Annotated in this window: 14 protein-coding genes and 4 pseudogenes; 9 read left to right on the top strand and 9 right to left on the bottom strand. The window is 65.5% G+C overall.

Annotated elements, in window-relative coordinates; genetic code table 11:
- The first annotated feature begins 652 nt into the window (after window positions 1–652).
- From ACWGH0_RS31175 to ACWGH0_RS31185, 3 genes are all read left to right on the top strand, one after another.
- The gene (locus tag ACWGH0_RS31175) at window positions 653–1,921 is read left to right on the top strand and encodes an extracellular solute-binding protein (protein ID WP_453407624.1); all 1,269 of its coding nucleotides are present in this window, start codon (window positions 653–655) and stop codon (window positions 1,919–1,921) included.
- A 136-nt stretch (window positions 1,922–2,057) separates the two neighbouring features.
- Window positions 2,058–2,993, top strand: a complete 936-nt coding sequence (locus tag ACWGH0_RS31180) for a carbohydrate ABC transporter permease (RefSeq protein WP_453407625.1) — start codon at window positions 2,058–2,060, stop codon at window positions 2,991–2,993.
- Complete coding sequence (locus ACWGH0_RS31185) at window positions 2,993–3,907, top strand: carbohydrate ABC transporter permease (RefSeq protein ID WP_453407626.1); 915 nt, start codon at window positions 2,993–2,995, stop codon at window positions 3,905–3,907. Before ACWGH0_RS31180 ends, ACWGH0_RS31185 begins: the two co-directional genes overlap by 1 nt.
- Before the next feature lie 259 nt (window positions 3,908–4,166).
- On the opposite strand, the gene ACWGH0_RS31190 is transcribed toward ACWGH0_RS31185, so the two are convergent.
- The gene (locus ACWGH0_RS31190) at window positions 4,167–4,964 is read right to left on the bottom strand and encodes a DeoR/GlpR family DNA-binding transcription regulator (protein WP_453407627.1); all 798 of its coding nucleotides are present in this window, start codon (window positions 4,962–4,964) and stop codon (window positions 4,167–4,169) included.
- 306 nt (window positions 4,965–5,270) lie between these two features.
- Here ACWGH0_RS31190 and ACWGH0_RS31195 point away from each other — a divergent pair, with 306 nt between their 5' ends.
- The 3 genes from ACWGH0_RS31195 to ACWGH0_RS31205 all read left to right on the top strand — a co-directional run bounded on the left by ACWGH0_RS31195 (window position 5,271) and on the right by ACWGH0_RS31205 (window position 8,887).
- Window positions 5,271–6,221: an SIS domain-containing protein gene (locus tag ACWGH0_RS31195; protein ID WP_453407628.1), complete on the top strand. Its 951-nt coding sequence runs from the start codon at window positions 5,271–5,273 to the stop codon at window positions 6,219–6,221.
- Window positions 6,214–7,194 carry an ROK family protein gene (locus tag ACWGH0_RS31200; protein ID WP_453407629.1) on the top strand — a complete coding sequence of 327 codons (981 nt, stop codon included), beginning with the start codon at window positions 6,214–6,216 and terminating at the stop codon, window positions 7,192–7,194. The genes ACWGH0_RS31195 and ACWGH0_RS31200 overlap by 8 nt, the downstream gene beginning before the upstream one ends.
- Window positions 7,195–8,050: 856 nt before the next feature.
- Entirely contained in the window at window positions 8,051–8,887 is an 837-nt protein-coding gene (locus ACWGH0_RS31205; RefSeq protein ID WP_453407630.1) for a class II fructose-bisphosphate aldolase, read from the top strand.
- A 180-nt stretch (window positions 8,888–9,067) separates the two neighbouring features.
- Here the strand turns inward: ACWGH0_RS31205 and ACWGH0_RS31210 are convergent.
- The 3 genes and pseudogenes from ACWGH0_RS31210 to ACWGH0_RS31220 form a co-directional block, all read right to left on the bottom strand.
- Window positions 9,068–9,730: pseudogene (locus ACWGH0_RS31210) on the bottom strand (IS5 family transposase); the annotation flags it as partial.
- Between the two features lie 30 nt (window positions 9,731–9,760).
- Entirely contained in the window at window positions 9,761–10,978 is a 1,218-nt protein-coding gene (locus ACWGH0_RS31215) for an IS4 family transposase (RefSeq protein WP_453407631.1), read from the bottom strand.
- Window positions 10,979–11,194: 216 nt separating this feature from the next.
- A pseudogene (locus tag ACWGH0_RS31220) lies at window positions 11,195–11,329 on the bottom strand (transposase); the annotation flags it as partial.
- A gap of 488 nt (window positions 11,330–11,817) precedes the next feature.
- Between ACWGH0_RS31220 and ACWGH0_RS31225 the strand changes: the two are divergent.
- A pseudogene (locus ACWGH0_RS31225) lies at window positions 11,818–12,668 on the top strand (IS5 family transposase).
- A gap of 51 nt (window positions 12,669–12,719) precedes the next feature.
- Here the strand turns inward: ACWGH0_RS31225 and ACWGH0_RS31230 are convergent.
- From ACWGH0_RS31230 to ACWGH0_RS31240, 3 genes and pseudogenes are all read right to left on the bottom strand, one after another.
- On the bottom strand, window positions 12,720–12,863 hold the full coding sequence (locus tag ACWGH0_RS31230) for a hypothetical protein (protein ID WP_453407632.1): 144 nt from the start codon (window positions 12,861–12,863) through the stop codon (window positions 12,720–12,722).
- 20 nt (window positions 12,864–12,883) lie between these two features.
- Window positions 12,884–13,267 (bottom strand): hypothetical protein, encoded by a 384-nt coding sequence (locus ACWGH0_RS31235; RefSeq protein WP_453407633.1) that lies wholly within the window; start codon window positions 13,265–13,267, stop codon window positions 12,884–12,886.
- Window positions 13,268–13,994: 727 nt separating this feature from the next.
- A pseudogene (locus ACWGH0_RS31240) lies at window positions 13,995–14,696 on the bottom strand (transposase).
- A gap of 537 nt (window positions 14,697–15,233) precedes the next feature.
- On the opposite strand from ACWGH0_RS31240, the gene ACWGH0_RS31245 reads away from it, so the two are divergent.
- The gene (locus ACWGH0_RS31245) at window positions 15,234–16,877 is read left to right on the top strand and encodes a hypothetical protein (protein ID WP_453407634.1); all 1,644 of its coding nucleotides are present in this window, start codon (window positions 15,234–15,236) and stop codon (window positions 16,875–16,877) included.
- Between the two features lie 87 nt (window positions 16,878–16,964).
- The gene (locus ACWGH0_RS31250; RefSeq protein ID WP_453407635.1) at window positions 16,965–18,266 is read left to right on the top strand and encodes a PucR family transcriptional regulator; all 1,302 of its coding nucleotides are present in this window, start codon (window positions 16,965–16,967) and stop codon (window positions 18,264–18,266) included.
- A gap of 16 nt (window positions 18,267–18,282) precedes the next feature.
- Here the strand turns inward: ACWGH0_RS31250 and ACWGH0_RS31255 are convergent, their stop codons facing one another.
- Window positions 18,283–21,141, bottom strand: coding sequence for an ATP-binding protein (locus tag ACWGH0_RS31255; RefSeq protein ID WP_453407636.1), 2,859 nt, complete (start codon window positions 21,139–21,141; stop codon window positions 18,283–18,285).
- Window positions 21,142–21,412: 271 nt separating this feature from the next.
- Window positions 21,413–22,027: an ATP-binding protein gene (locus tag ACWGH0_RS31260; RefSeq protein ID WP_453407637.1), complete on the bottom strand. Its 615-nt coding sequence runs from the start codon at window positions 22,025–22,027 to the stop codon at window positions 21,413–21,415.
- Window positions 22,028–22,043: the final 16 nt, after the last annotated feature.

The following is a 22,043-nucleotide window of genomic DNA, read 5'->3' on the forward strand; positions in this document are numbered from 1 at the left end:
TCACCACTCCTCCCGGTCTGACCAACGAGCCAGACCCGTGGAGGGGGTCAACTTTCAAGCGCCGCTACCGGTCCACTTTTCAGCCGTCGCCGACACGCCGAAGCATGTTGCTTGAAGACGCGCGAAACCTCGGGAATCCCAGCATGTCCAAGCAGCACCTGTCCACTGTCAGGGCACACTGGCCTCCCGGTCCACCCCTGCTCACATTGATCACTTCAGAGTCACTCGCCCCCCATCTATTACCCGTTGCTGGATCCCTGCCGAGCGCACGGTGGCCTGCGTATCTATAGTCAGCCTCACGGGCGAAGCGTTCGCACGGGGCAGAGACCACGTCACCCAGGCCTGAGAACGGGCCTGCTGACCGTACAGCGAAGGCTGCCCGTTGCACGGCGCAGCAGCTCGGCATGCAGACGCGACCAGCGCGCGCAGTGGCAGATCATGCTCAATCTTGCTCGTAATTGATTCAGTACAAGCATCTTCTTTCACATCTGCGGGTCCGGGAGGTATCGTCCCGACCGCATGGCTGATCCGCCCGTCAGGGAAGCGGATACACCGGCACTCCTGTCGAAGCCGCGACTCACAGCTGGTTCGGCTCGCAGACCCCAGTCGGCCCCCTCACTGGCGGGCCCATAGGTCAAAGGTGGAATGGGCAATGAACAAGCAGATGCTCGGCATTGTGACGGCCTGCGCGGTCGGTGCACTCACTCTCAGCGCGTGCGGCGGCAGCGCAGGCAGTAAGGCGGCGTCCGGCGACGTGACGCTGAAGCTGGTCGCGGCGGATTACGGGGACAAGGCGTCCAACAGCTCGACGGGCTACTGGAAGGACGTGGTTCAGCGGTTCGAGGCAGCCAATCCGAGGATCAAGGTCGACGTTCAGGTCATCAACTGGAACGACATTGACTCCCAGGTCAAGACCATGATCCAGAGTGGCAACCTCCCGGACATCCTCCAGACCGGAGGTTACGCGGACAAGGTCTCCGACGACCTGCTGTACAAGGCTGAGGAAGTGCTCTCCGGCAGTACCCGCGCCAACGTCATCGACAGCTTCGCCAAGGCCGGGCAGGTTGATGGGACGCAGTACGGCATCCCCTTCGTCTCCTCCGCGCGCGCCTTCTTCTACAACAAGGACGTCTTCGCTAAGGCCGGCATCAAGGAGGCTCCGAAGACCTGGGCCGACCTGAGAACCGCAGCCAAGAAGATCAAGACCACGGTACCCGGCGTCACCCCTTACGCACTGCCGCTCGGACCGGAGGAGGCCCAGGGCGAGACTCTGATGTGGGAGCTGGGCAATGGTGGTGGCTACACGTCGACCGACGGGAAGTACACCCTCAACAGCCAGTCCAACATCGATACCTTCAGCTGGCTGAAGACCAACATGGTCGACACCGGCCTCACGTACGCCAACCCGGCGACAACCGACCGCAAGACCGCCTTCGCCGACTTCGCCGCCGGCAAGATCGGCATGCTCAACGGCCATCCCTCGCTGATCCAGCTGTCCAAGGACGGCAAGATCGACTACGGTGTCGCACCGATACCCGGTAAGTCCGGACAGTTGACCTCCACGCTCGGCGTGGCCGACTGGATGATGGCCTTCAAGGACAACGGCCACCGGGAGCAGATCAAGAAGTTCCTCGACTTCGCGTACTCCAAGGAGAACACGCTGAAGTTCGATGAGATGTACAACCTGATGCCCGTCACCAAGGACACTCTGCAGGAGATGCAGTCCAGCGGGAAGCACAAGGACCTGGAGCCGTTCTTCGGACTCCTCCCCAATGCTGTGTTCTACCCGCTCGGCGACACCACCTGGGACATCATCTCGGCCGAGATCAAGAAGAGCGGTGGCACGGCCGTCAGCGGTGACCCCGCACAGGTGCTGGGCGACCTGCAGCAGAAGGCCCAGGAAGCCGTAGCGGACAAGTAGTCGGCTGTCCGGCGGGCTCGCCGGCACCGCTCCGTGCGGGGGAGAGCCCCAGCGTCCGCTGCCCCTCCCCCGCGTCTCACCACCTCGCGCACAGCGATCTGCCCGTCAGGCCTGGCGCCGATACCGGAAGGTCTCCGTGTCCACCCATCACGTCTCTCATCGGGCCGGCGAGCCCTCAGGCGGCACTCCGAAGGGGCGGCGATTCCCCTTCGCCCGCCTGGGGCCGCTGCCATGGATCGGCCCGGCCGTCCTGCTGATCCTCCTGGTCGTAGTCTGGCCGGTCTACGAAATGGTTCGCACCTCGTTCCTCCGAATCAGCAGTAGCGGCTTCGTACGCGGAAGCGCCGGCTTCGACAAGTACCGGCAACTCTTCGACGAATCCAGCCTCACCTCGGTAATCGCCGCCACGGTCCTGTGGACCGTGGCCGTGGTCGCAGTCACCATGGTGCTCTCATTGATGTTGGCCCAGCTGTTCAATCAGCAGTTCCCAGGCCGCCGTGCGACTCGCTGGGCTCTGATAGCCCCCTGGGCGGCTTCCGTGGTCATGACCGCCATCGGGTTCAAGTGGATGCTCAACCAGACGGCTGGCGTGCTCAACACCTTCATGACCGATCTGGGTCTGATCGAAGGCCCAAGGGACTGGCTCGGCGACCCGGCCACAGCCTGGCCCTGGATGATGCTCGTCGCGGTGTTCGTCTCCCTGCCCTTCACCACCTACACCCTCCTGGCCGGCCTCCAAACGGTCCCCGCGGAACTGTACGAAGCCGCGAAGGTGGATGGCACAACCCCCTGGCAGTGTTACTGGAGGATCACCCTGCCGCTACTGCGCCCCGCGTTCCTCGTAGGCGTAGTGATCAACCTCATCAACGTCTTCAACTCCTTCCCCATCATATGGAGCATGACCCGCGGTGGCCCGGACAGCGAGACGGCCACTACCACCGTGTTCATGTACCAGCTCAAGAACTCCGACATAGGCGAGTCGGCCGCCATGTCGGTCGTCAACTTCACCCTGGTCGTACTCATGGTCGCGGTCTTCCTCAAGGCCAGCCGCTGGAACGAGGAGGAAGCCTGATGCCCCATCAAACGCACCTGCCCGAGCACGCTTCGAGTACCCCTCTGAGTCCAACACCACAGCTACTTCCCGCGAGTGCAGTGACGAAGCCCAGGCGAGCGCTGCGGCCGCGCACACTCGTGACCGCGTCGGTGGCCTGGTTGCTCGCTGCTGTGTTCCTTCTCCCGTACGTGGAGATGGTGATCACTGCGCTTCGCCCGGCCGCCGAACTCCGCGACTCCACCTACCTCCCTAGCGACTTCGCCTGGTCCAACTTCGTCGACGTCTGGCGTGAATCGAGCCTGGCGGCAAACCTGCGGGTCACGCTGCTGGTGGCTGGGGGCTCCACGCTGCTCGTCCTCCTGGTCGCACTGCCCGCGGCCTACTACACCGCCCGCATGAAGTTTCGAGGGCGCAAGCTCTTCCTGCTGCTGGTGCTGATCACCCAGATGTTCCAACCCACTTCACTCCTTGTGGGCCTCTACCGCGAGTTCTACCAGTTGGGCATGCTCAACTCAGTGTGGACGCTGGTCCTTTGCAACGCCGCGTTCAATTTGGCCTTCGCAGTCTGGATCCTCACCGCGTACATCGGATCCATCCCAGTCGCACTGGAGGAAGCGGCGATGATTGACGGGCTGGGCCGCTTCGGCGCGCTCGTGCGGGTCACCCTGCCTTTGGCGCTTCCGGGCATCGTCACTGCGATGATCTTCACTTTCATCGCCGCGTGGAACGAGTTCGTCATGGGTCTCACCCTCTCCACTGTGCCCGAGAGCCAGCCACTGACCGTGGGCATCAACAGCTTTATCGGCAACTACACCGTCCAATGGAACTACCTCTTCGCGGGCTCGGTGATCGCCATCGTTCCTGTGGTGGTGCTCTTCGCCGTCATCGAGCGCAAGGTCGTCTCGGGCCTGACCGCCGGGTCAGTCAAGTAGCCCCCAGGCCTGGTGCTCTTCCGCGTTGTACCACACGCCGCCCACACACGTACGCGATGCGCGCGCCGTGGCATGAGCCGCGCCCGTACGGGCCGATCGGTCTCGGCTCGCACGGAGAGGCCGCGGTGATGAACCGGTGTACAGCGACGCCACGCATACGGTGGTTCTCCGGCCAGGGCGGCGGCCGACTGACGGATGCCTCGTCGGAGCCCCGGGGCGATAGGTACGCTCCTGGGCATGCGTCGCCTGCGGCGGTGCTTCAGGCAGCGATCACCTTGATTCCGATGTCGTTCAGGCGGGCGACCATATCGGCAGGCACGGCCGAGTCGGTAACGATGACGTCGATATCGTCAAGCCCGCAGATCCGAGCAAAGGCCCGTTTGCCCATCTTCGAGGAGTCGGTCACTACCACGACCCTATGGGCGCGTTCGGCGAACAGCCGACTGATGCTGGCCTCGTCCTCGTGGTGGGTCATCACTCCGAGTTGGGGGTCGAGCCCGTCGATCCCGAGGACGGCGACGTCGAGCACAACTTCCTTTAGCACGCCCGCCGTGAGTGGTCCCACCAGCTCGTACGTCTCGGGGCGAGCCACTCCGCCGGTGACCACAATTTTGATCTGCGGGCGTACAGCGAGCTCGCCGGCGATGTTGAGAGCGTTGGTGACCACAGTGAAGACGGGTGCCGTGGCATCGGCCGCACTTCGCTGTCCACCACCTGCCTGGAGGGCTAGCGCGCGGGCCACTTCGGTGGTTGTCGTTCCTCCGTTGAGCCCCACCACATCACCTTCGCTGATCAACTCAGCCACTGCGGCAGCGATGCGCTGCTTCTCTGAGGAGTGTCGGGAGGATTTGTACCGCATTGGAAGTTCGTAGGAAACGCCGTGCGCGATGGCTCCACCACGTGTCCGGACGAGCAGCTGCTGCTCGGCAAGTTCGTCGAGGTCCCGCCGGATCGTGGCTGGCGATACCTGCAGAACCGACGCTGTTGCGTCCACCTCGATTCTGCCCTCAGCCGCGAGCCGCTCCAGCAGCGCGTTCCACCGCTCATGTTTGGACATGTGCCGAAACTCCTTAAGCATCGATCCGCGCGCACAGCGTTCGCAGTGTCCGTTGGCGTCACCGGGCCGACTCACCGGTGGCGAAGGGGGAGCGTACCCCGTACCGAAGAGTGCGCAGCCCGGGTCCCCCGCTTGGCCTCGACGGACCATCATTCCTCTGGACCCGGAGTCAGTGTTCCGTCATACTCCAAACATAGCGATTGCTCATTGATGCTCGAAGTAAGCCATTTGACTGCATATTCGCGCAGAGATCGTGTGGCCAAACCGCCATCAGTGACCCCTCCTCCCTTACAAGGAGCTATCCACATGCCCTCCGCAACTCCGTCACGCACTGCCGTCGAAATCGCCTCGCAGCCGGAAACCTGGCTGCGCGCCAGGGACTCACTCGAACTCTTTTCCGATGTACTGCCCCGACGCGGCGAGCGTGTCGCTCTCGTCGGCTGTGGAACATCCTGGTTCATGGCGCTCGCCTACGCCCAGCTACGGGAGAGCGGCGGTCACGGCGTGACCGACGCCTTCGCCGCCTCGGAGTTCCCACACGGGCGCCGTTACGACCGGGTACTCGCGATCAGCCGGTCTGGAACCACGACCGAAGTCCTGGACCTCCTGGCCCGGGTGAAGGGCAGCACTCCGACCGGGGCGCTCACCGCCGACTCCGAAACACCAGTGATGCGCATTGCCGACGGCGTCGCGGTCCTGGGCTTCGCGGACGAGGAGTCGGTGGTCCAGACGCGGTTCGCCACCACCACGTTGGCACTCCTCCGCGCGCACCTGGAGGCAGAGGGCGCCCTGCCGGACAATGTTCGGCCGCTCGAACAGGCGATAGCCGATGCCCGGCAGGCGATCGAGCTGGAGCTCGACGCCGACTTGTGCGCCGCGGAGCAGGTCACCTTTCTCGGCACGGGCTGGACCTACGGTCTGGCCCTGGAGGCGGGGTTGAAGATGCGCGAGGCTGCCGGAGCGTGGACGGAGGCGTACCCAGCCATGGAGTACCGGCACGGGCCGATCAGCATCACCGGCCCCGGCCGGGCGACATGGATCCTCGGTCCGGCTCCGCACGGGCTGGTCGACGACGTCGCCCGGGTCGGTGGCACGATCGTCGCTAGTTCCGGCGACGGCGCGGGCGATCTCGATCCGTTGGCGGACCTGATCCTGGCCCAGCGGCTGGCCGTCCGGCGCGCCGAAGCACAGGGCTTCGACCCCGATTGTCCGCGCAACCTCACGCGTTCGGTGATCCTCGAAGGCAACCATGCGTGACGAGGGCGACCGGCAGGACTGTGTCATCGCCCTGGATGTGGGCGGAACGAACATGAAGGGGGCCGTGCTCGGCCCGGACCTGAGGGTTCTGCACGCCGTCCGCAGGTCGACCCCCCGGTTGTCGGGTCCGGACACGGTGACCGACGCGATCGTCGCCATGCTGCGCGCCCTCAGCACGAGCGCGACCATACGCGGCCTGACGGTCCACCGTGCGGGAGTAGTGGTCCCGGGAATAGTCGATGAAGAGTCGCGGACAGCCGTCTACTCGGCCAACCTCGGCTGGCGCGACCTGCCGCTCGCCGCTTGCCTCGAAGGCGCGTTGGGAATCCCCGTGACACTCGGGCACGACGTGCGGGCCGGCGGGATCGCGGAGTGCCGCCTCGGTGCGGCCCGAGGGGCACGCGACATCTGGTTCGTACCGATCGGGACCGGCGTGTCCGCCGCCGTCTTCGTCGAAGGGCAGCCGGTCCACGGCCGCGGTTATGCGGGTGAGCTCGGTCATGTGGTCGTCGAACCCGGAGGAGAGCCGTGCACGTGTGGTGCCCGCGGTTGTCTGGAGACCATCGCCTCGGCCGCGGCGGTTGCCGCAGGCTACATCGCACGCTCTGGACGCCGAGTCGAGGGCGCCGCCGAGGTGGCGTCGCTGGTCGCACAAGGTGATGCCGACGCTCGGGCGGTGTGGGACCGGGCCGTCGAGGCCTTGGCCACGGTGCTGGCGACGGCCACGACACTGTTCGCACCCGAGATCATCGTGCTCGGCGGCGGCCTTGCCGAGGCAGGCGGCCTCCTGCTGGACCCGCTGCGCGCTTCCCTCGCACAGCGACTGACCTTCCAGCGGCCGCCCAAGCTAGCCGTCGCGGCACTGGGAGACATGGCAGGCTGTCTGGGCGCCGGCCTCGCCGCATGGCAAGCCGTGGGTCTCGTGGACCCGCCACATCAAGTGCCGGAGTCCGGGTCGGTGGTGACCGCGTGATCCTCACCGTCACTCTCAACGCGGCACTGGACGTCACCTACCACGTCGACGCACTGCTTCCGCGCGGGTCACACCGTGTCAGCGCATCATTGCCGCGAGCGGGAGAAAAAGGTGTCAACGCCACTCAAGTACTCTCTGCGCTGGCACTCCCCACAACCGTGACCGGCCTCGCGGGCGGTACAACTGGTCGTGCGATACGAAGCGATTTGCATGCAGCTAGGCTCGAGGACGAACTGGTGGCCGTTACCGGCGACTCGCGGCGCACGGTAACCATTGTGTCCCGTGAGGACGGTGACGCCACCATCCTCAACGAGCCATGGCCATATCTCGAGCGGCGGCCTGGCGGTCTTCACCGAGCGGTTCAGTCGTCTGGCCCGCGACGCCCGGGTGGTCGTCCTGCCCGGCCGTCTGCCACCCGGGGTGCCCCCGGACGCTTACGCGCAACTCACCCGGCTGTCCACCCAAGCGGGAGCCATAACGGTCGTGGATGCCGGCGGGCTGGCCCTGGTCGCGGCTCTGAAGGCACGTCCGACAGTAGCGCCTGCACAAACCCTTCGACGACTCGGTGCCCAGTGTGCAGTGGGTGGGGTCCCGGGGACCGGACGGAATCTACGCCGTCACACCAGAGGCAACCTGGCTCGCCACTCCTCCCCTGCGTCTTGCCGGGAACCCGACCACGCCGGAGACGCCTGCGCCGCCCGCAATCACCGCGGGGCTGCTCGCCGCTGCTCCCTGGGACTCCATCCCCCATAATGCCGCAGCGATTTCGGCCGCTGCCGTAAACGCCCCCTGGCCGGCGAGTTCGACGCCGGCCTCTACAGCCAGTTCCGCACCTCCGTCTCCAGGGAGAGAACCCATGCCGCTGTCACCCACTGACAAGATCATCGACCCCGCGTACGCCAGGGGTTCGGGAGTCGGAGCGTTCAACGTCGTACAGATCGAGCACGCCGAAGCCATCGTCGCTGGCGCGGAGAGCGCTGGACTGCCAGTAATCCTCCAGATCAGCGAGAACACCGTGCGCTATCACGGATCACTGGTCCCGATTGGACTGGCTGCCCTCGCCCTGGCCCGCGGGGCGAGTGTTCCGGTGGCGGTCCACCTCGACCACGCGGAGACGACAGACCTGGTCCGGGAGGCAGTCGATCTCGGCTTCACCTCCGTTATGTTCGATGCCTCAAGGCTCACCTACGACCGCAACGTGGCAGCGACTCGGGAACTCACGAACTACTGCCACAAGTCCGAGGTGTGGGTCGAGGCCGAGCTGGGGGAGGTCGGTGGTAAGGACGGTGCACACACCCCTGGCGCGCGCACCGATCCAGAGGAGGCCGCGGCTTTCGTCACGGCAACCGCCGTGGACGCCTTGGCAGTCGCCGTGGGAAGTTCGCACGCCATGCTCACTCGCGACGCCGTCCTCGACTTCGCGCTCATCACGCGCCTGCGGGCCGCTGCCAGCGTCCCTCTCGTCCTTCACGGCTCTTCCGGAGTCGGCGATGCGGATCTCGCCCAGGCGATCGCGGCGGGCATGACGAAGGTGAACGTGTCCACACACCTCAATAAGACCTTCAGCCGTTCGATATGCACCTACCTGGCTGCTCATCCCCAGACCGTCGATCCCCGCAAGTACCTCGGTCCCGCACGCGATGCCGTTGCGGCAGAAGTAGCCCGTCTGCAGCGGCTGCTTGCCGGCGCGTGAGTCGATGGTGTCAGGTTATAGGGCAGGCATCTCCTGATCTGCGGGGCGCTGTCGTTGCCCAAGCCGACGAAGCTCCGATCTGGACTGAATGTCCGCGGGACGGGGACTGTGTTTCGTTCGGTGTAACTCCCGATCATGGAAGATGCACCGATGACCACTGAGTGCCTGGTTGAGAACCGGTCACGGGCTGGTGGGTGTGTGAGGTGTGTGTCGTGCGAGGCGGCGGGTCATGAGGATGATCATTGACCACTTCACCATGGCTTCGTGATGCTCTGGCAGTCGTTCGTAGTCGCGAACGCAGCGTCGTCTGCGGCAGATCCAGGACAGGCTGCGTTCGACTACCCACCGGCGGGGCAGGACGACGAAGCCTTTGACATCGTGGTTGCGTTTGACGATGTCGGGATTGAGGCTCCATCGCTCCTGTGCCCAGGTCACGAGCTTGCCGGCGTATCCGCCGTCCGCCCAGACCAAGGTGATGCGGTGATGGAGCCGGCGTAGACGGGAAATCAGCGGGCGGGCGCCGTCGCGGTCCTGCACCGAGGCCATAGTGACCAGCACCACCAGCAGCAGACCGAGTGTGTCGACAGCGATGTGCCGCTTGCGGCCGTTCACCTTCTTGCCCGCGTCCCACCCGCGGCTGTCCAGGGCGACCGTCTCCGCGGCCCGCACGGACCTGGAATCGATGACGGCAGCGCTCGGCTCGGTGTCGCGACCCGCGTGACGCCGGAGTCGGTCGCGAAGAGTGTCGTGCAGATCGTCGACGTACTGGGCCCGTTCCCACCGTACGAAGAACGCGTACACAGTCTGATAGGGCGGGAAGTCGACGGGCAGGGCCCGCCACTTGCAGCCGTTGTCCCAATGCCGTTGCTTGAGCTATTGAAGTATCGCGGGGGTAAGGGTGATGACCTTCTCCGGAACCCGCCGTGTTCCTTGCCTGACCTGGTCTTTCCTACGCACGATGTACTGCGAGACCGGATGGCGGGTGCAGCGGTCCACCTCGCGTAGCCGTCGCAGACCGTTGTCGAGTTTGCGCACGACTTTCGCGGCCATCCGCTCCATGAACTGGCGTAAAGGGCCGGTCGACCGGCCTGTCTGGAGGACGACGCTGCGTCGGGTGTGCTTGAGGACCTTGACGAAGGAGATCCGGTCGGGGTCCAGACCCTCGCCGTCGGCCAGCCGCATGATGATCCGGTTCAGACAGTGATGGAGAGTCAGGTGGGCCCAGATCTCCTGGCGCACCAGCTCTGGCGACACCGACCGCAGAACCTCGGCCCTTCCTCGCTGGAAGGTCTTCAGCTGCCGGTAGGCGGATTCGACCTCCCAGCGCTCGTGATAGAGGGCTGCCAGTTCCCCGGCGGACCAGGCCTCGGGATCGAGCAGGTCGGTCAGCAGCCTGATGGTCTCGCCGCCGTCGACCTGGTAATCGATCACCCTCACAGTCACCCCGCCCGGATGGGAGCGCCGCTGCCCGGCGAGGTTCATCCGAGTCAAATACGTGCCGTCAGTCAGGACCTCCCTGGGCTTCGCGGCGAGAAAAGTGCGGGCTCTGATCAGCAAATGCGCTCCGGCCTGCATATAGGCCTTCCACAGTGCGACACCGGGGAAGGCCCGGTCCATGATCACCAGCATGCCGGCGGCACTGCCGGCCATCTCTGTCGCCAGCGCGGGCTCGCCACCACCGCCCTTGAAGCTGCCTATCCGCGCGTCGATCGTCGCGTGCGTACCGGTCTCGGTCAGCGTCACCACCCTGGCTTGCGGGAAACCCACAGGCCGACCGGCACTGTCCACCTGTCCGCCAAAGGCGGCACGTGTCGTATCGTTCTCCGGCACGTCCAGCAAGAACCCGTCGACCGCGGCGACTCTCATACCGCGCCAGAACGCCGCCTCGAGTGTGGGCGGAGCAATCGCCCCCGCAATACGCCGGAACACTCCTTCCAACGGTGCCGCCCCAAGCTGTTGCCGGGCCTTGGTGAACGACGACTTGTTCGGGACCGACTGGTCCGTCTCGCCCAGTGCCTCAACTAGGTTCTCCGCAACATCGTCGTAGGAGTCCTGCTGGAACAGCGCGGTAGCAAGCACGAAGTAGACCATGAACCGGCTGACAGGGGGCGGGGTTTGGCATCCCGCCGACCACACGAGGTCAACACCTCGTCCACCAGCTCAGGAACGATCCACTCGGTGAGCAGCCCGAGCCGGACCTCATCGGATAACCCGATCCATGGATGCATGTCCGGCCAACGAACCAACACCCCGGCGGTCACCGTAGCTGGGAGATGCACTACTTGCATCTCTCAAGCAACGGCATTGGCCGTTGTCCACCACATACCTGATCGCGTCGACGATCTTTCGCCGGCAGTGCTTCTCCGGTCGGCCTCCCCAGCCCCACCGCCAAGCGGCCAAAGGCAGCAACGGCTCGGTGACCAGCCATTCCGCATCGCTCATGTCCGACGGATACCGCCGCGGACGCCCGGCCCACACCCCTCTCCGGCCGTACCGGCAGGCCACGCAACAACACGCAGAAGGCGGAACAGAGTTGGCATCACAGAGCTCGGAACGGTACAACGGCATGGCAGGGCTCCTGGGGCAACGGTTTGGCTTCGCAACCGCTGTTGTTACGGGAGTCCTGCTCTGCTTACACCGCACTCCTCACCACACCACCCGAACGTGACACTCCACTTATCGCTACCGGTTCTCAGCCAGGCACCGAGAGGGCGTTTAGTCCTCTATTGAGATTGTTGTGCTGGTATTAGCTTCGGCCTCGTCGTGGCTTCCAGGTCTGGTGGGGCGTGCGGTGCACGAGAGGTCTTTGCAGGGGCGTCTTGGTGCGCCTGGTCCCGTTTCATCCCAAGGCGCCGGGGCGTGCGCCGTGTGCTTCGGGCGCCGGCCTCTGCGCCTGGGCCTGCCGGGTCGTGGGTGGGTAGCCCGGAATCGTGCCTGAACGTCGTCGATATCCCAGTGATCTGTCCGATGCCGTTGGGAATTGGTCGCGCCGGTTCTGACCGCGTGGCTGGCCGAGCGCCGCGGCCGGGGCCTGGACACGGGCCGGCCACCGGATCACGATCTGCGGAGCCTGCTCGACGCGATCCTCTACGTGAACCGGACCGGGATTCCATGGCGCTACCTGCCGCACGACTACCCGCACTGGAACACCGTCTACGCATACTTCGCGCGCTGGCAAGCCGAAGGCGTCTTCGACCAGCTCAACACCCTCCTCCGCCGCCAAGTCCGCAGACAGGAAGGCCGAGAGGAGGAACCGACCGCGTGTGTCATCGACTCCCAGAGCATCAAGACCTCCACCAACGCCCCCACCTCCGAGCAGGGCATCGACGCGGGCAAGAAGATCGTCGGACGCAAGCGGAGCATCGTCATCGACACCGTCGGACTCCTCCTGGCTGCCATGGTCACCGCAGCGAGTGTGCAGGACTCGATCGCCGGCCAGACCCTGATCGAACGGGTCGCCGCCGACCACCCCACCGTCCGCAAGACCTGGGTCGACGGCGGCTACCGGCAGCACCTCGTCGACCATGGACCGGGCGCCTCGCCACCCCTCGGCATCGACATCCACATCGTCCGTCGTGACCCCGATACCAGGGGATTTGCCGTCCTGCCTCGCCGCTGGACCGTCGAGCGGACTCTGGGCTGGCTCATGAACCACCGCCGCCTCGCCCGCGACTACGAAGCCCACCCACACCGCTCCGAAGCCATGATCCACCTCGCGATGATCAACCTCATGACCCGCCGCCTCACCGCCGAATCCACCCCGAGTTGGCGCGGCACGTGAACCGCACTCAACCCGGCAATCCGGGATGAAACAAAGGGACGAAACGCCCTCTCAGAACGCGGACGGCCCTTGTCCCGCCGACCCGCCGCGGCTGGTGAGGCCGGTGAGGCCGGTGAGGCCGGTGAGGCCGGTGAGGCCGGTGAGGCCGGTGAGGCCGGTGAGGCCGGTGAGGCCGGTGAGGCCATGGTCCTCCATCGGTCACAGTGGCCCTGGCATCAGATCGCTGGCACACCACTCGACGCGGGCAGCCGCAGAGCGAGTCGATCACGGGGCAGCTCCATCAATCCACATTGGCGGCCGAGATACATCATATGTGCGCGCGCCTGGTGCGGGTCCAGTGAGAACACCCACGGTCCCGGGATCAAGACAACGGAGTAGATGCCGTGCTGCACGGCTTCAGCGAGCTGGGTCAGCCTTGGCTTGTGATCAGTAGAGCGGCAACCGTTGTCCAGATAGATGGTAGGAGCGGGCAGACGAATCGCGGCCGCATAGGTGCGGAGAGCGAGCCGATGAACCCTCATCTCCGCAGGGTCATGAGGGTGGCAACGAAGGTAGGCAGCGACATTCACATACTCACTCGGGGCATCGACGTCATCCATAACGACTCCTGAGGGGGGTGGCCTGCGTCCCTCCAGGAAACGACTTCGGAGCGCAACGACCAACCTCTGACGAGAAACGTTTAGGACACCGTTTGACCTGATACGCCGAGGTCGATGGGTGGTGCATAGGGACTCGGTCAGGTTGGCCGCAGCGTCGCTGCGCGCGGTGCTGAACGTTCCGTAGCAACGGTGAACCCGTTTCCCGCAACCACGCATGCACGAAAAGACGTCTCCCTGCCGAGTGTGCCCAGGCGGTGGCTGCCCCGGCCTTCAGACGACCGAGTCCAAGGGCGGGCGACGGGCTGAGGGGCGCCGCGGCATCGCGCCACGAGACACATACCATTGTGCGAGAGCCTGCACGGATCTAAGGAGTGTCGTTCAAGGGGAGGCGGCGTCGGGTCGGGGTGCTAGGCGCTCGTGCGGAAACGCCGAGCCCCCGAAATGGCCCGCAGGAGCATGCCGCCAGACCCCGTGACGACCTGGAGGAGGGGTAAAGCGCCTCAAGGTCCGTCACAAGAATCCGCCCGCGCGCCGCCTCTTACAGCAAACAAGACCCCACACACCGATAAACAACAGACCCCGGCGCTACCCATTGTGCGGCCTCGGCGTTGAGTAGGTGGAGGCTGGCAGCCAAGCACCTCAGCGGCCGCTGCGAGACACACCACCAGCCGCCCCCAGGCCGCGCGTTCCCTCCTCGCATGGAGCTTGTCCCCTGTGGGGGTGCGGGTTATCCGGTGAGAGCCAGGTTGTGCAGCCGGGCGATGCCGAGCATGGCTTGGTGCACGCCGTTGCCCTTGAGTCGGCAGTCGCGCAGGATTCTCCAGTTCTTCAACCGGGACAGTGCGTGTTCTACCCGGTCTCGGGCCCGCCGGTGGACGGCGTTCTCCGCCTCTTGAAGCGGGCTGAAGTGCGTCTGGCCTCGTCGTTGACGGTGCGGGATGAGCAGGCCGGCGCACTGGTAGCCGCCGTCGGCGATGGTGGGTGCGCCTCGGCAGGCGCGGTCGACGCCGGACTCGGTGAAGGCCCGACAGTCATTGCGACTGCCGGGCAGCGGCAGGCCGATCGCCACCACCAGGCGACTGTTGGCGTCGATGACGACCTGAAGATTCGTTGAGTAGCGGTAGTTCTTGCTCGAGGCCGCGACTTACGGTCGCGGGTGGGCACCAGTGTGCCTTCGACGATGTACACGGTGTCCTTGCGCGGCCGGCGGGCCGGCGAGGTCGCCAGCAAGGGCGCCAGGTGGTCGAGGATGCGGTCGGCAGCAGACTTCGAGACCCCAACAACGGCACCACCTGCCACAACGTGAGGCTCGTGCGCCAGCACGTGCCACCAACAACACCCCGTCCTCAAGCGACAGCCGCTACGGCCGACCACGCTGAACGTCACCACCACGGCGTCGCACCAGTGCCACCAACCTGGCGAACTGCACCTCGGTGAACCCGGAGAGATAACCTCACCCATGTCCAACCAACGCACCAATGCCCGAACTGGTTACGGGACAACCTCTAGCCGCGCGGCAATCTCTCCAAAGGGCCCGGCCGAGTAGTACGACCTCAAGGGCACCCGTCGACTATACCGCGGGGCGTCTATTTCGAATTTTCCCAGAGACATATACAACACGGGCACCGAGTGGTGATACGGCAGCAGAAGACACCGCGTTCATTCGATGGTGAAGTTTCTCCGTAATGTGGCACACAACACACGCGCACTCCTCCCCCGAGGATCTCCGCAGGTCACCGAGCGTGGCACCTGACACTCCGAGGCTATTCGCGCAACCAGCCACGCCAAGCTCGTAGGCTTTTGCCAACCCCTCAGGCCCAATACTGTCGAAGCATCATAAGAACGAGAATACTTCGACCCGATGCTGCGGACTCCCTGCTAGAAACGGAATCTCCAACATCCATCCCTGCTTTCGAACTGCCATAAGCAGGCGGCCTTCCTGGCCACCGATCTCGGAGCGACAGCCATGCCGAAGACCGGACACGCGAGTACGCCACTCCCCCCTTGGCCGCAGCGCGCGATGAGCGCGGTGCCCGCTGACATCGCACAGGCACATCGCGAGGCCGCGCTGCGCCCCTTCCTCAAGGACAGCGACCTCACGCTGGTCGCGCTTGCGAAAGAGGGTCGGAACGGCGCCTTCCGGATCGTGGCCCGCAGACACTGGGCAGCCATCTGGACCTTCCTGGACCACTGCTGCCAAGACGCATCCCTGGCCAGCGCATTGACGGAACGCACATTTCAGGATGTCTTCGACAAGGTGGCGAGTCACGGCAACGTCGAACATTGCCTGCGGCGACTACTCCTGCGTACCGCTCGCGATGTCGCGATCGGACAACTGCAGATCGGTGGTGGCGCCGGACTCGCACCTGGCTTCCGTCGATGGGTGGTCAGTGGGAGCCTGCGACCGCTCAGCGTGCCGGCCCGATTGACGGATGCCTTCCAGAGGGTGGAGAGCCGGTACCAGACCGCTTTGTGGCACGTCGTGGTGGAGGGCGAGTCCAGCGGCCGCGCAGCCGCCGTGCTGGGCACCACCCGCCAAGACGTCACGCGACTCTTAGAGGCGGCCCGATCCTCTCTCCACGACTCCTACCTGGAGACACTACGACGCGACACGGAGGCGCTGGACGATCTTGGGGAGACATCCACGCACGCCACCCATGTGACGCGAGCGCTGGCCACTCATGACGGCGAGACGATGGACCCCGTCGTGAAACAGCACCTGGAGGGCTGCCCCTGGTGCGAAGCCGCCTTCGACGACCTGACCCACCTGGACGTACGCCTCGCTGATCAAGTACCACGTCTCTTGATCGGATGGTGGCCCGCTCGAACCCGCGTGGGCCCCCGGGCCAGTGCGGTTCTCGCGCGTAAGCGCCCACCCACTGAGATGAAGGACGCCGCTGATCGCCCAAGAGCACGGCGCCGGGTCAAGACGCTGCTGACGATCAGCACTTTTGCGACCCTGCTCATCACGGCAGGCGTCGTCGGGAGTGCTGAAGAGCGACTGGGTGATCCGACGCACCGGCCGTCAGAGGCGCCAACCGCGTCGAACGAGACGCCGCCCCCGTCACAGGACAGCGCCGCTCCCACGACGGAGCCCCCCAGCAGCCCAACCGCAACCGTCAAGCCCTCGGTCACCCCTCCGGAGCGCCGGACGTCACGCCCCTCGCGCCCTGCCCAAACACCGAAACCCGAAGAGTCACGGGAGCGCCCACCGGTCGTCACGATCCCTGCCGGAGCGGCGCTCGTCCCGAGGATGAGAGCGGCGGGAGTCGGCACGGTGGCTACGGACGACGGAGCACGCGCCTTCACCGACAACAGCTGGATACGCTTCGACAACGTGGACTTCCGCGGCACCTCATACGACCGCGTCCGTGTGGAGGTGCGAGCCCTGAAGGGCCATCACCTGGTACAGGCGGAGATCCAGATCGGATCCCCAAATGCGCCGGCCACCTCTGTTCTCGCCAACCAGGATGGCCCCCTGACTCCTACGACGGCGATAACGGCTCCTCAGGGCGTGCACAGCGTTTACATCAGCGCCGACTGCTCCGGCCCTCGACACTGCCTGGCGGTTGAGGCGGTCACGTTCTCGAACTCGGCGATGCTCGACTGAACGGCTCTTTTACGAGTTCTTCTCATCCTTTGTCGGAAGTTGCCCAATGCACTACACACGGAAGGTTCGTCAGACACCGTGGCTCTCATGCACCATGACACCCGAGACCCCTTCCTGGGCATCCCTGGCGTGCTGTCGGCGCACCTCAGGCCGCACTTGGCCGCTGTATCAGGGGATGTGGTCGCTGCCATCGCCCGGAGTGTCGCAGAGTACGGACGCATCGCGGACCCCGCTTCCCAGAAGAGGCTGCGGCAAGCAGTGGAAGCGGCGTGCGGACTCTTCGTCGACCGCCTGACGGACCCTCATGCGCTGCAAACGACAGCTGACATGCGACGGATGTATGAGCAAATCGGCCGGACCGAGGCGAACGAGGGGCGCAGTCTGGACACCTTCCAGAAGGCGTTGAGGATCGGTACCCGCACGGCCTGGCGCGCGATGCTGGATCGAGTCGACAAGCGCAAGGTGCCTCAGGCTGTCATCGCCAGTGCGGCAGAAGCCATGCTCGTGCACATGACGGAAATCGCCGACGCAGCAACGAGTGGGTACCTAAGTGCAAACGTACCGAAAAGCCGGGGGCAGAACAGTCACCGCCCTGACCGAGCTCCCGATCGGCTGGTGAGCCTCCTGGTGGCCGACCCTCCTCCTTCTCCGGAGGCAGTGGCCCTATTGGCCCGGGAGGTCCACTGGCCTCTCCCCGAGTCGATCGGTGTGGTGGCTCTCGCCCCAAGTACCAGCGGTCGCCCACTGCTGTTGCCACCGGACATCCTGGTAGGGGTCAAGAGGGACTACTTGGTCGTCCCGGATCCTACGGCCCCCAGCCGCAAGCACACGCTCCGTAAGGTCCTCCAGGGCCGAAACGCCGCCGTTGGTCCCGCAACGTCGCTCACTGAAGGGTTCCGCTCCCTCCACCTAGCCCAAAAGGCACTGCTCCTCTCCCAGCGAGGCATCATCCCCGCCGCCGGCCTGGTCACCAGCGTGGAGCACCTGGGCACTCTCCTCTTGTTCCGCGATGAAGGGCTACTGGAGATGCTCTGCCTACGACACCTCCGGCCGATGGAGGAGGTGAGGGAGCAGCATCGCGACAAGCTCGCCGAAACACTGCTGGTGTGGCTGCAGAGTGGTCATAACGCGAACATCGTGGCTGCGCGCCTGGACATTCATCCGCAAACAGTCCGCTACCGCATGCGACAACTACATCGCCTCTACGGCGCCAAGTTGCTGCAACCCGACGTCCAGTTCGAACTGCAGCTGGTCCTGAGAGCCCGGCTTCTGCGGCAAACCGCTGGTGAGACGGTGGACATGCTGGCCTCCCCGTACGGGAGCGACCGCTACGAACGCCGCTCGCGGAGGCCGAGGCAGCCAAACACTGCTCTGCGAGCAGGTGGATAACCTTCGCCACCGTTCGTCAGCGATCGGTCTGTGCGAGCGCCTGATCGACGCCGTGCCGGTCGGACACATCCAACTTCCTCAATACTTTGGTGACATGGTGCTCAACAGTGCGCGGAGAAAGAAACAGCGCGCGGGCTATGTCTCGGTTGCTGGCGCCCTGGGCCACGAGACGGGCGACCTCCACCTCGCGGGGAGACAGGCGAGAGCCGTAACTGCGCCGACCACGGGGTCTGGGGCTCACCTGGCCCATCTCCCGCAGTACTCGCTCGCAGCGAGCGACGTCAGAGGTCGCTTCCAGCCTGCCATAAGTCTCGATGACGGTCCGCAGCTGTGTGCCGGCCATCCCCGGTGAACCGGCAGCGAGCAGCGCGTCGGCCTGCCTCTCCGTGGCGAGCGCTGCCTGGTAGGGCCGGCCGAGCGCCTGCCACAGCGTGCTCGCACGGCCGAACTCTGCTGCGGCACGAACCTCGTCCGTGCCTCTCAGCACGTGCGCTCGAGCTTCCTTGAGTTCGGCTTCGGCAGCCGGGACGTCCCGCCCTTCGGCCACCTGCTCGAACCTGGTGACGATCCCCGCCGCATTCTCGGGCTGCCCACAAGCCATCGCCGCTTCGACGGCGACGGGCACGAGACCGCAGGCCTGCCACCACTGGTGCTCGGTACCGAGCTCTTTGAGAGCACGCGCCGTAAGACTCCGTGCTTCTCCGGCCTCTCCCTCCGCCAGGTGAACCCTCGCCACAGCAGCCTTGGCCCATAGAGACGCGTACAGCCCGCCCTTCTCGGACGCCGTACGCAAGTGGTGCAGTGCGCGCGGCTGCTCGCCCCTGGTGAGCGCGAGACAACCGACCACTACGGCACGCGCGTTTCGAGACACCGCCATTTCCGGGTAATCCTGGCAGAGCGTGGTCAGACGCTGCTCTAGTCCGTGCCAGTTCCCCGTCCACCAGTCGAGTTCGAGGAGCGATGCCCGGCTATAGCACTCGAGCATGGCGTTGCCGTGAAAGGACGCCATATCCCTACTGTCGCTCAGCAGGCGCTCCGCTCGTTCGTCATGGCCCAGGCGCAGTGCGACGGTCCCCACGTTGTGCAGGGTCCGGTTCGTGTCTGCGGCAAGTTGGGGATCCGTCACCTGCCGAGGTAGACGCTCCACGGCCTCCCAGACATCGGGCTCGGCGCTCGTCGCCGACAGAGTGAGCCGGGCCGTACGGGCCGCCGAGACAGCGACGCTGTCGCCGCTGTCCCTCGCTGCCTGTTCCGCGAGGGCCAGCCACCGCCGGGCGTCCTCGTCCGACCGAGTCATTTCACGCAGCGCGAGAGCACTCTGTGCACGGGCGAGCAGTTCCGGGCGTGACTGCAGGTGTTCAATGGCTTGGACGAGGTCTCGGTGGCCACCCGCCTCACCGCCGTGGTTCACGACGAGGAGGGCGAGGTAGAGACGGATCTCGCCCTGCACCGCTGATGGCAGCGCCGGCGCGGTGAGTACACGACGCAGTGCCCTGCAGATGGTCCGGTACTCGGTCCGGTGGAACGCGATGCGCGCCAGCATGAGAGCGGCGTGCCCTAGTTGCCCGGTCTGCATGTCGGAGTTCTCGAGAATTTCGTACAGGCTTGAAACCGCGGTGCCGGTGTCTCCCTGAGAGATGGCCTGATCGGCGGCGGTCGTAGCTTGTCTGATCCACATGTCGCTGTCACCTAGCGAGCGGGCCTGCCGGGCGATCTGGGCCAACGGCGGCTTCGGGCGGCTCCACAACACACTGACGGCCCTGCGGTGCAGGGTCTGACGCGAAGGGCCGGGGATGTCCCCGTATACCGTGCGGCAGCCGAGTGCGCGGCGGAACGCGTAGGACATGGGGGCTACCTCGTGGAGGATGCCAGACACCAAAGCGGCTGTGAGTCCCTCCGCACCCCGTTCGGTGCTCAGGCCCGCCACCTCCGTGACGACCGACTGCTCGAACGGCGAAGCGAGCACGGCCGCCGCCCGCACCACTGCCAGGCCATCAGGCGGCAGGCGTCTTACCCTGGCGGTGAACGTCTCCGCGAAGGCACGGGGCACCGCAAGGTCGCGTACAGCAGCCGGATTCATCGTCCATGCCTCCGTTTCCCGCTCCTGCAGGGTCGCCACGTCCTCCCACACGATGCGGGGCACACCTTCACTGCGCGAGTAGAGGTGCCCGCTGATCTCCCTGGGCAGGTCCCGTCCCAGCACGTGCGCCGAGATCGTGTGTACGGCAGCCTGGTCCAGAGGTTTGACGTGAAGTTCGAGGCCGTTCACACCGGAGGACCTCGTGTATGCGGAACCCAGAACCGGGCCGGGCACAGGCAGGTCCTCCTCACGGTAGCTGATGACGAGACCTGCTCCAGCGGGCATGTTCCGCGTCAACAGCAACAGCAGCTCCTGGCTCGCCTCGTCACTCCAGTGCAGGTCCTCGACGACCAGTACCACGGGGCTCGCCGCTTCGAGGAGTGCCCGAACGGCCGCCAGGAGAGGGAGGAGCGCTGGGGTCGTCGCTGCTTCACCACCTACTGGCGGGCTCGGCAGCCGGTGCTTCATGTCAGGAACGAGGGGAATGAGTGTGTGCCCACCCGGGAGGTGCGGTACGAGGTCGGGCGACAGCAGGCACAGGCTCCGCACGGGTTCGGCCAGGGCGTGGTAAGGGAACGGCTCGCGCAGCGGGTGGCAGGCCCCCTGAGCTACGCGGACACCCCGGCTACGAAGTAGTGGTACCGATGCGCTGATGAGCTGCGATTTGCCGATGCCGGCCTCGCCCTGAACGAGAACCACCGAGGGAAGGTCCTTCAAAGCGGTCATCAGCCGTTCCAGCTCCTTCTCCCTTCCCGCGAGAAGCACGCCCTTGTCCTCGAGATCCGACGGCCTCATCAAAACCCTCATTCTTTCTCGTACTTGTGCGGCTGTTTCACGCACCTGCCGATCGCGCTGTGCGCCCCTGCGGGCTCTGAAGTCCCGGTCGAACCGGCGTGGCTCCCGCAAGCAATGCGCATGTCGCCCGCTCCAGCAGCAAACCGCCCAGGTGATCAGCACTCGATGGCGCGGACAACACGGCTTAGTCACCGATGGGTCAAGTGCTACGTATTAGCTCGGGGTTCACTGGGAGTCCGGTCCGCACGCATTTCCACGGAGGGGTGCACCGTCAGTCGGTCACCGCGTGGTCCAGCGTGAACCAGGTCTTCGTCCCTGCCCGGGACCTGTGGCTGCCCCAACGGGCTGCCATGGTCTCCACGAGCAGAAGGCCACGCCCGCTCTCAGCCAGCTCCGCAGGCGGGGATGACGAGGCGGAGAGTGGAGTGGTGTCGCGCCCGCAATCGCCCACCGACACGAGGAGTGATCCCTTCCCCTGGGTAATACGGACCTCGACGGGCTCACCTGCCCGGCGCCCCCCGGAAGCGTGCTGGATCGCGTTCGACAGCAGCTCGCAGAACAGCAGCTCTGCGGTATCCACCTCCTCGCTCCACCCCCAGTCCGTCAGGATTCGGCGAACGCAGTGACGTGCACCGGGCACCGAGCGCGTCGTCGCCGGCACAATGAGCCTCAGTGCGCGAAAGACCTGAAGCGGGTCCCACCCGCAGAAGGGACGATCGTGAGGGTCTCGTCGCCAGACCTTCGGTGGGCTTCTGCGCCCGGCGTGGACCGCTCGGGGTGCGCCCTCGTGAGAAAGCCTGCCGTTTCCGGTGACGGCACGGCGGGGCGTGCCGGTCGTTTCGGTCTCCACATCCGCGGGCCTGACGTGCTCGAGGAAGGTTGTCATGTCTGCCTCCTTGGCC

It is taken from the genome of Streptomyces sp. NPDC054887, assembly GCF_053610585.1.

Coding starts and splice junctions, on each gene's coding strand:
- ACWGH0_RS31215 (WP_453407631.1), bottom strand. CDS start 10,978: ATGGTCTACTTCGTGCTTGCTACCGCGCTGTTCCAGCAGGACTCCTAC.
- ACWGH0_RS31250 (WP_453407635.1), top strand. CDS start 16,965: ATGCACCATGACACCCGAGACCCCTTCCTGGGCATCCCTGGCGTGCTG.
- ACWGH0_RS31190 (WP_453407627.1), bottom strand. CDS start 4,964: ATGTCCAAACATGAGCGGTGGAACGCGCTGCTGGAGCGGCTCGCGGCT.
- ACWGH0_RS31255 (WP_453407636.1), bottom strand. CDS start 21,141: ATGAGGCCGTCGGATCTCGAGGACAAGGGCGTGCTTCTCGCGGGAAGG.
- ACWGH0_RS31195 (WP_453407628.1), top strand. CDS start 5,271: ATGCCCTCCGCAACTCCGTCACGCACTGCCGTCGAAATCGCCTCGCAG.
- ACWGH0_RS31245 (WP_453407634.1), top strand. CDS start 15,234: ATGCCGAAGACCGGACACGCGAGTACGCCACTCCCCCCTTGGCCGCAG.
- ACWGH0_RS31260 (WP_453407637.1), bottom strand. CDS start 22,027: ATGACAACCTTCCTCGAGCACGTCAGGCCCGCGGATGTGGAGACCGAA.
- ACWGH0_RS31205 (WP_453407630.1), top strand. CDS start 8,051: ATGCCGCTGTCACCCACTGACAAGATCATCGACCCCGCGTACGCCAGG.
- ACWGH0_RS31200 (WP_453407629.1), top strand. CDS start 6,214: ATGCGTGACGAGGGCGACCGGCAGGACTGTGTCATCGCCCTGGATGTG.
- ACWGH0_RS31185 (WP_453407626.1), top strand. CDS start 2,993: ATGCCCCATCAAACGCACCTGCCCGAGCACGCTTCGAGTACCCCTCTG.
- ACWGH0_RS31230 (WP_453407632.1), bottom strand. CDS start 12,863: ATGGAGGACCATGGCCTCACCGGCCTCACCGGCCTCACCGGCCTCACC.
- ACWGH0_RS31175 (WP_453407624.1), top strand. CDS start 653: ATGAACAAGCAGATGCTCGGCATTGTGACGGCCTGCGCGGTCGGTGCA.
- ACWGH0_RS31235 (WP_453407633.1), bottom strand. CDS start 13,267: ATGGATGACGTCGATGCCCCGAGTGAGTATGTGAATGTCGCTGCCTAC.